At 74.9% G+C, this 8,512-nt stretch carries 8 protein-coding genes; 5 read left to right on the plus strand and 3 right to left on the minus strand.

The genetic code is table 11. From position 1 onward, the window contains the following. The first annotated feature begins 130 nt into the window (after positions 1-130). A complete protein-coding gene (locus ACI8AX_RS02565; RefSeq protein ID WP_456548222.1) occupies positions 131-685 on the plus strand; it encodes a hypothetical protein in 555 nt (184 codons plus the stop codon). An 82-nt stretch (positions 686-767) separates the two neighbouring features. After that, positions 768-1,562, plus strand: a complete 795-nt coding sequence (locus ACI8AX_RS02570; protein ID WP_456548223.1) for an SDR family NAD(P)-dependent oxidoreductase — start codon at positions 768-770, stop codon at positions 1,560-1,562. A 96-nt stretch (positions 1,563-1,658) separates the two neighbouring features. Here the strand turns inward: ACI8AX_RS02570 and bar are convergent, their stop codons facing one another. Both bar and ACI8AX_RS02580 read right to left on the minus strand, forming a co-directional pair. Next, positions 1,659-2,762 (minus strand): barbiturase, encoded by a 1,104-nt coding sequence (gene bar / locus ACI8AX_RS02575; RefSeq protein ID WP_456548224.1) that lies wholly within the window; start codon positions 2,760-2,762, stop codon positions 1,659-1,661. Between the two features lie 13 nt (positions 2,763-2,775). Further along, positions 2,776-3,741, minus strand: a complete 966-nt coding sequence (locus ACI8AX_RS02580) for a carbamate kinase (protein WP_456548225.1) — start codon at positions 3,739-3,741, stop codon at positions 2,776-2,778. Positions 3,742-3,854: 113 nt separating this feature from the next. On the opposite strand from ACI8AX_RS02580, the gene ACI8AX_RS02585 reads away from it, so the two are divergent. Continuing rightward, positions 3,855-4,301 (plus strand): hypothetical protein, encoded by a 447-nt coding sequence (locus ACI8AX_RS02585; protein ID WP_456548226.1) that lies wholly within the window; start codon positions 3,855-3,857, stop codon positions 4,299-4,301. Here ACI8AX_RS02585 and ACI8AX_RS02590 read toward each other — a convergent pair. Then, positions 4,298-5,137: a PHP domain-containing protein gene (locus tag ACI8AX_RS02590; RefSeq protein WP_456548227.1), complete on the minus strand. Its 840-nt coding sequence runs from the start codon at positions 5,135-5,137 to the stop codon at positions 4,298-4,300. The genes ACI8AX_RS02585 and ACI8AX_RS02590 overlap by 4 nt on opposite strands. A 74-nt stretch (positions 5,138-5,211) precedes the next feature. On the opposite strand from ACI8AX_RS02590, the gene ACI8AX_RS02595 reads away from it, so the two are divergent. Together ACI8AX_RS02595 and ACI8AX_RS02600 are read left to right on the plus strand one after the other, a co-directional pair. Further along, positions 5,212-7,437: a DEAD/DEAH box helicase gene (locus tag ACI8AX_RS02595; protein ID WP_456548228.1), complete on the plus strand. Its 2,226-nt coding sequence runs from the start codon at positions 5,212-5,214 to the stop codon at positions 7,435-7,437. 49 nt (positions 7,438-7,486) lie between these two features. Next, a complete protein-coding gene (locus ACI8AX_RS02600) occupies positions 7,487-8,116 on the plus strand; it encodes an alpha-ketoglutarate-dependent dioxygenase AlkB (protein ID WP_456548229.1) in 630 nt (209 codons plus the stop codon). Positions 8,117-8,512: the final 396 nt, after the last annotated feature.

Consider the following 8,512-nt stretch of genomic DNA (forward strand, 5'->3'; position numbering starts at 1 on the left):
CGGCCACCGTCGCCCGACGCGCGAGGAGCCCGGAACCCGGTTGCCGCGCGCCCGCGTGGCCGGGAGGCTGCGGCCCGTGTGGACCGCAGCCTCCTCCGGCGAGGGACCCGACCCGGAGCTCCTCCGGCGCATGAGCGCCCCGGAGAACGAGGTGCCGGTCGCGGTGCCGCAGAACCTCCTGCTGGCACGGACGGCCGACCTGGCCGTGGCGCTGCTCGGCCTGCAGGCGTACACGACCGGCGTCTCCTTCGACCTCGCGGTGCGTGCCCGGCGGGGCGCCCCCGGACTGGGGACGCAGACCCTGAACGACGTCTTCTGGGCCCACCGCGGAGGCGCTCCGAGCTTCCTGCTCGGGGTCGAGTTCGCCGACGGCTCCCGGGCCTCCAGCGCCGGCTTCCCGGACGTCGCCGGCGACGTCGTGTTCCACCCGGGCGGCGGCAGCGGTGGCGAGAGCTCGGTCGACCAGTCGTGGTGGCTCAGTCCGCTGCCGCCGGAGGGGCCCCTGCGCCTGGTCGTCCGCTGCCCCGAGCTGGGCGTGCCGGAGACGTCCGTCGAGCTCGACGGGACGGCGATCCGCCGGGCCGGCGAGTCCGCGCTGGTGCTCTGGCCGTGGCAGCCGCTCGGGGACGAGCCCGAGCCGCCACGCCCGGCCGACCTGCCGCCGGACAGCTGGTTCGCCCGCTGAGTGCCGGTGCCGCCGGCGGGAACACCCCCGCCGGCGGCCGCCTTGCCCCCGGGGAGCGCAGCACCCACCCGAGGAGGCACCCGTGCACATCGACCTCAGCGGCCGCACCGCCGTCGTCACCGGCTCGTCGCAGGGCATCGGCCTGGCCATCGCCACCGGCCTGGCCCGGGCCGGCGCCGCCGTCGTCCTGACCGGACGGGACGCCGGGAGGCTCGAGCGGGCCGCGGCCGGGGTCGGCGAGGAGGTGCCGGACGCGGAGGTGCGCACGGTCGCCGGCGACGTCACCACCGACGACGGGACGGCGGCCCTCCTGGAGGCCGTGCCCGAGGCCGACGTCCTGGTCAACAACCTCGGGGTCTTCGGCGCCCGGCCGGCCCTGGAGATCACCGACGACGAGTGGCGCCGCTACTTCGAGACGAACGTGTTGACCGCCGTCCGCCTCACCCGCGCCTACCTGCCCGGCATGCGCGACCGCGGCTGGGGCCGGGTGCAGTACATCGCCAGCGACTCCGCCGTCGCGATCCCGGCCGAGATGGTCCACTACGGCGTCTCGAAGACCGCCCTGCTCGCGGTCTCGCGCGGTTTCGCCAAGGAGGCCGCGGGCTCCGGCGTCACCGTCAACTCGGTGATCGCCGGGCCGACGCACACCGGCGGCGTCGAGGACTTCGTGCGGTCCCTCGTCGGCGACGACCTGCCGTGGGAGGAGGCGCAGCGGGAGTTCATGCTCCGCCACCGGCCGAACTCGCTGCTGCAGCGGCTGATCGAGCCGGAGGAGATCGCCCACATGTGCGTCTACCTCGCCTCACCGCTCGCCTCGGCCACGACGGGCGGCGCGCTGCGGGTCGACGGCGGCTACGTCGACTCGATCCTGCCCTGAGCCACCCTTCCGCCCGCGATCATGGGCTTGCTGCCGCTCCGACCGGCGTGTCTGCGCGTGTCTGCGGCAACAAGCCCATGATCACGGCGGGGGGCGTTACGCCTTGACGATCGCGGCGACCGGGCCGCCGCCGGAGGGGCCCTGGTGCACCGCGGCCACCGACACGAACACCGCCGGGTCGCCGGTCACCGACGCCGCGACACCGCCGACGGTCGCCTTGATCTGCCGGTGCCAGAAGACGTCGGAGTCGTCGAGCATCGCGTTGCGCCGGCCGCGCACGTAGCCGGTCGGGTCGGCCTCGCACTTGAGGAAGACGTTGACCAGCCGGTCGCCCAGGTCGCTGACGTGCGGCCGCTCGGGCAGGTCGAGCCCGGCCTGGCGGATGGCGTCCCAGATCCCGTCCTGGTCCAGGGCGTCCTTCATGACCGAGTGGCCGATCCGGTAGGCGCCGCCGTGCCCGCGGGCGTTGCCGACGACGACGATCTGCGCCCGGTCCAGCTCCACGCCCGACGAGCAGGAGGCCACCGCGCTGTACAGGGACAGGTCGCGCATGACCTGCTCCTGCTTCGGCATCTCGATCTCGCCGAGCGCGACGGCGATGCCCAGGGCGGTGGTGCCGTTGGAGAGGTCCATCGAGCCGTGCGGCTCGTCGTAGTACGTGTCCTTGCCGCGGCTCTTGGCGTCGCGGATGGTCTCGATGGTCAGCAGCGGCGTCTTCGTCTGCACGTAGTGGACGTCGGCCGGGTCGGTGATGCCGGCGGCCTCCATCGCCCGCTTCACGCCCTCGGCCACCTTCTCGACCATGGCGATGCGGCCGATGTCCTCGGGCAGCAGCACGTCGCTCATCGCGTAGCCGACGGTCAGCCGCGGCTCGTCGGTCTTCTCCACGGCGTCCTCGGGCAGCGTGGCGAAGATGGTCGCGTGCGGGCTGATGACGCCGTCCGTCCCGCCCGACCACACGATCGGGATCTCGCCGACCTCCTCCTTGGAGCGGCTGCCCTTCTCGAGCAGCACCTCGCGGAACGCGCGGTCGGCGATGATCCGGGTGTAGTCGTTGACGCCGCCGTTGCCCTCGGTCTTGCCGATCACGGCGACGACGCGGTCGGCCTCCATGAAGCCCTCGTCGATGAGCTTGGCCAGCTCCGAGGCGTCGCTGACGTTGTGCAGGGGGACCTTGCGGACCTCGATCGGTGCGGGCACGTGCTTCCTCTTCTCAGTGGTCGGTCAGGACGGTGCCGACGTCGTCCGCGGTGACGGCGTCGGTGATGTGCTCGAGCGAGGTGACGACGGCGCGGCTGCCGCCACCGGCCACGAAGCGCAGGACGGCCTCGACCTTCGGGGCCATGCTGCCGCGGGCGAACTCGCCGGCCGCGGCGTGCGCGCGCAGCTCGGCAGGGGTGACCCGGCCCAGCGCGCGGGCGTCCGGGGTGCCGAAGCCGACCATGACGTTCGGGACGTCGGTGGCCAGCACCAGCGCGTCGGCGGCGACGTCGCGGGCCAGGACCGCCGCCGTCAGGTCCTTGTCGATGACCGCCTCGACGCCGCGCAGCGCGGGGTGGGTGGGGTGATCGACGCCGTCGTCGGCGACCGGGATCCCGCCACCGCCGGCGCAGACGACGACGAAGCCCGCCCCGGCCAGCGCGTGGATCGCCGCGGAGTCGACGACCGACAGCGGCTCCGGAGAGGCGACCACCCGGCGCCAGCCGCGCGGGCCGCGGTCCTCCCACGTCTGCCCGAGGGCGATGAAGCGCTCGGCCTGCTCGCGGGGGAGGAAGCGGCCGACCGGCTTGGACGGCGTGGCGAAGCCGGGGTCGGCGGCGTCGACCAGCGTGCGGGTGACCAGGGCGGCGGTGCGCTGCGGCAGGCCGCGCGCGGCGAGGGCGGCGTCGAGCTCGTCGGCGAGGGTGAAGCCGATGGTCGCCTGGGTCTGGGCGACGTTCCAGTCCAGCGGCACGGGCGGGACCTCGTGCGCGGCCAGCTCGTTCTTCACCAGCAGGTTGCCCACCTGCGGGCCGTTGCCGTGGGTGAGCACCACCTCGACCCCGGCGGCGACCAGCTCGGCGACGTGCCCGGCAGCCACCGCCAGGGCCGCGCGCTGGGCGCCGGGGGTGGCCGACCCGTCGGGGCCGGTCATCGCGTTGCCGCCGAGTGCGACCACGGCACGGCGGGGGAGGGTCACCCCGGCGACCCTAGCGAGGAGTTGCTTAGCGGTGAAGTACCTCGTGCCGATCGACCCTGTCGCCGGCGACGTCCGGGCGAGCACGATCGGCGTCCTCCCCGGAGGAGGTCCCCGTGCTGGTCCGCTTCGGTCTCGACACCCGCGCCGGCCCCGAGCAGGTCCTGGACGCGCTCACCGTCGTCGGCGACCGCCGGCTGGAGATCTGGTCGCGGACGCTCGACCCGGCCAAGTACGAGGTGCGCGACCACGGCCCGGGGTGGGCCGTCCTGAAGGAGGGCAGCGCCGGCGTGCGGCTGTGGGTGCTGCTGCGCTACGAGTGGCCGACGCCCGACCGCGTCACCTGGACGCTGCTGGAGAGCGACCACTGCGACCGCGGCACCGGCGAGGTGCGGATCAGCCCGAGGGACGGCGGCGGCAGCCGCCTCGAGGTCACGATGCGCCACTCCGGCGGGCGGGGGCTGCGCGGCCGGGCCGTCCTGGGGCTGCAGCGTGTGCTCGGGCCGGTGGCGTTCCCGCGGATGTGGAAGGCGGCGCTGGACCGGCTCGCCGACGGGGGCTAGCGCCGCCAGAAGTCGAACGGGTCGCGGCCCCGGCGGAAGCCGGCCGCCTCGACGACGTCCACCGCCAGGTCGAACCGCTGACCCACCGCGCCGGGCTGGTGGGCGTCGCTGCCGAAGCTGATCGCCTCCCCGCCCTCCTCCCGGAACCAGCGCACCTGGTCGACCGACGCCAGCGGGCTGCTGGTGTTGACCTCGAGGGCCCGGCCGGTGCGCGCCAGGGCGCGGAACACCGCCCGGTACTCCTCCTCGTAGTCCTTCTCCACGTACCGGTGCGTGCCCCCGGGCCAGTACCGCCGGGGGAAGTCCACGTGCGCGAGCACCTGGAAGACGTCGCTGCTGTCGATCATGTCGACGACCTCGGCGAGGTAGCGCCGCATGGTGCCGTCGGCGTCCTCCCACAGCAGGTGGCCGACGCCGTAGAGGCGGGTGCCCTGCGGCAGGGAGTGCAGCGAGCCCAGGACGCGGTCGACCGGCCCGCGCCGGAGGTGGGCGGCGATGCTCGCGGAGAACAGGTGCGGCTCCCCCGCCTCGACGCCGGACCAGATGCGCAGCTGCGGGAAGCGGTCGCGCACCTCCTCGAGCTCGGCGAAGTAGCCCTCGACGTCGATCTCCGCGTGCCGGCTGGCGTGCCGCTCGACCAGGCCCTCGTCGGTGGCGCGGTCGTCGGGGTCCCAGACGGTGAAGTCCAGGTGCTCGGTGAAGGCGATCGCCGGGAGCCCGAGCGCGACGGCCCGCTCGCACGCGGCGGCCATCGTCGAGGTGGTCGCGGTGTCCCACGACCACCCGGTGTGGACGTGGTTGTCCGGCGGCGGCGTCTGGTCCTCACGAGGCGGCATCGCGCTCCATCCTCTCCCGCCGCCGTCCACGGCGGCGCCGCGGGATGTCGGCGGCGGTGCCTACTGTCGGGCGCATGACCACCGCCCTGCCGACGTCCGACACGGCCGCCGAGGCGCTCGAGATCCTCCGCGAGCTCACCGGCCGGCCCGACGCGGAGTTCCGCGAGGGGCAGGACGCCGCGGTGGCCGCGCTGGTCGACCGCTCGCAGCGGGCGCTGGTCGTGCAGCGCACCGGCTGGGGGAAGTCGGCGGTCTACTTCGTCTCCACCGCCCTGCTGCGCCGCCGTGGCGCCGGCCCCACGCTGCTGGTCAGCCCGCTGCTCGCGCTGATGCGCGACCAGGTGGCGGCGGCCGCGCGGGCGGGCATCCGGGCCGTGGAGATCTCCAGCTCCAACGTCACCGAGTGGGACGACGTCGCCGCCCGCCTGGCCGCCGACGAGGTCGACGTCCTCCTGGTCTCCCCGGAGCGGCTCACCAACCCCCGTTTCCGGGAGGAGCAGCTGCCCGGCCTCGTCGCCCGCTGCGGCCTGCTCGTGGTCGACGAGGCGCACTGCGTCTCCGACTGGGGCCACGACTTCCGGCCCGACTACCGCCGCATCCGCGACCTGCTGGGCACGCTGCCCGCCGGCACGCCGGTCCTGGCGACCACCGCCACGGCCAACGAGCGGGTGGTCGACGACGTCGCCGAGCAGCTGGGCGCCGGTGGCGTCGAGGTGACCACGGTCCGCGGGCCGCTGGCGCGTGACTCGCTGCGCCTGGGCGTGCTGCGGCTGCCCACCGACCGCGCCCGCCTCGCCTGGCTGGCCGCCCACCTCGGTGACCTCCCGGGCAGCGGGATCGTCTACACGCTGACCGTCGCCGCCGCGGAGGAGACGGCGGCGCTGCTGCGCGACGCCGGGCACGAGGTGCGCGCCTACACCGGCCGGCTGGACGACGCCGACCGCAAGGACGCCGAGGAGGCGCTGCGGGAGAACCGGGTCAAGGCGCTGGTCGCCACCTCGGCGCTGGGCATGGGCTTCGACAAGCCCGACCTCGGCTTCGTCGTCCACCTGGGCGCGCCGTCGTCGCCGGTCAGCTACTACCAGCAGGTCGGTCGCGCCGGCCGCGCCGTCGAGCACGCCGACGTGCTGCTGCTCCCCGGGCCGGAGGACCTCGCGATCTGGCAGTGGTTCGCCACCTCGTCGATGCCGCGGGAGGACCACGCGGCTGCCGTCCTCTCCGCGATGGCCGACGGCCAGGCGTGGTCGGTGGCCCGGCTGGAGACGGTGGCCGACGTCCGCCGGTCCCGGCTGGAGCTGCTGCTCAAGGTGCTCGCCGTCGACGGCGCGGTGGAGCGGGTGCAGGGCGGCTGGCGGTCCACCGGCCGGCCGTGGGTGTACGACGCCGACCGCTACGGCCGCGTCGCGCGCACCCGTGAGGCCGAGCAGCGGGCGATGATCACCTACGCCCGTCCGGTCGACGAGGCCCGGTGCCGGATGGCCTTCCTGCAGGAGGCCCTCGACGACCCGACCGCCGCCCCCTGCGGTCGCTGCGACGTCTGCGCCGGCCCCTGGTACCCGACCGAGATCCCGGCAGGCGCGGCCGACGCCGCCTCGGCCGCGCTCGACCGGCCGGGTGTCGAGCTCCCCCCGCGCGCCCAGTGGCCGACCGGCGCCGACCGGCTCGGGGTGTCGGTCAAGGGCAAGATCGCCCCCGCCGAGCAGCTCGACCCCGGTCGGGCGGTCGCCCGCCTCACCGACCTCGGCTGGGGGCAGCGGCTGCGCACGCTGCTCGGGGACGACGGCGTGGGCGGCACCGTGACGCTCGACCTCGAGGCGCCCGGCATCGAGGAGGACCCGGACGCGGCCTTCGACGTGCCGGTGCAGCGGTCGGTCACCGACGTCCCGCCGGACGACGAGCTCCTCCGCGCGTGCGCCCGGGTGCTCGGGGCCTGGGACTGGGCCGAGCGGCCGGCGGCCGTCGTGGCGGTCCCCTCCCGACGCCGCCCGCGGCTGGTGACGGGCCTCGCCGAGGGCCTGGCCCGGCTGGGGCGCCTGCCGTACCTCGGTGAGCTGTCCCTGGCGCACGGCGGGCCGACCGGCGGGCCCGGGGGGAACAGCGCCTTCCGCCTGGCCGGCGTCTGGCAGCGCATCGTCGTGGGTCCGGAGCTGCGCGAGCGCCTGGACTCCCTCGGCCCCGTGCCGGTGCTGCTCGTCGACGACCTGGCCGACTCCCGCTGGACCATGACGGTCGCCGGACGGGAGCTGCGCCTCGCCGGGGCCTCCCGGGTCCTGCCCTTCGCGCTGGCGCTCGCCGCCTGAGTCCACAGGTTTTCGAACAGCTGTGCGAAACCCGGCGTAGCCTCTGCCCATGTCGCTCGCGCACCAGCCGTCGATGTGGGACCTGGCCGAGGAACCGGCGCTGACCGAGCTGGCCGGCCGGGTGGAGCGCCACCCCCTGTCCCGCGGCGCGTGGGTGGACCACCTGCCCGGCTGGCTCACCGGCTCAGAGAGCGTGCTCGAGGTCCTGCTCGGTGACATCGGCTGGCGGGCCGACCGGCGGCAGATGTACGACCGGGAGGTGGCGGTCCCCCGCCTGCTGCGCTGGTACGGCGCCGGCGAGGCGCTCCCGCACCCGGTGATCGACGCGGCGCGCACGGCGCTCAACCGCCACTACGGCCCGGAGCTCGGGGAGCCGTTCGTGAGTGCCGGCATGTGCCTGTACCGCGACGGCCGCGACAGCGTCGCCTGGCACGGGGACCGGCTGGGCCGGGCGCGCTCGGCCGACACCATGGTCGCGATCGTGTCGTTCGGCTCGCCGCGGCCGCTGATGCTGCGGCCGGTCGGCGGGGGGCGGAGCCTGCGCTTCCCCGTGGGGCACGGCGACCTGGTCGTCATGGGCGGCTCCTGCCAGCGCACGTGGGAACACTGCATCCCCAAGACGTCCAAGCCGGTGGGCCCGCGGGTGAGCGTGCAGTTCCGCCCCCGCGGCGTGCTCTGAGCCGTCGGCAGGACGGCTCCGCCGGCCCTGGTGCGGGCGGTGCCGGTTGTGTGCCGTGCGGCGGCTGGGGAGCGTGAGCGGCGCCACGGGGACCCCCCGTGCACGACCCCTCCGAGGGCGTGTACTGTCCTCTCTGCACCAAGCGAGAACGGACCGGGCCGCCAGCCTGGTCAACCGCCGGAAGCGCCCCCCGCGGGCCCACTGTTGCGGAGCCTGGTGTACAGTCGGGACACCGCCTCGAACGAATCCCTGAAAAGGGCCGAGTACGAGCGCGTCCGTTCCTTGAGAACTCAACAGCGTGCCGAAAGTCAGTGCCAAGTAATACCCCGGGTGCTGCGGATCTTCGGGTTCGTGGTGCTGGGATTCCTTTGGTTGATTGATATCGCGAGTGTCAGC

It is taken from the genome of Blastococcus sp. SYSU D00813 (assembly GCF_054050735.1).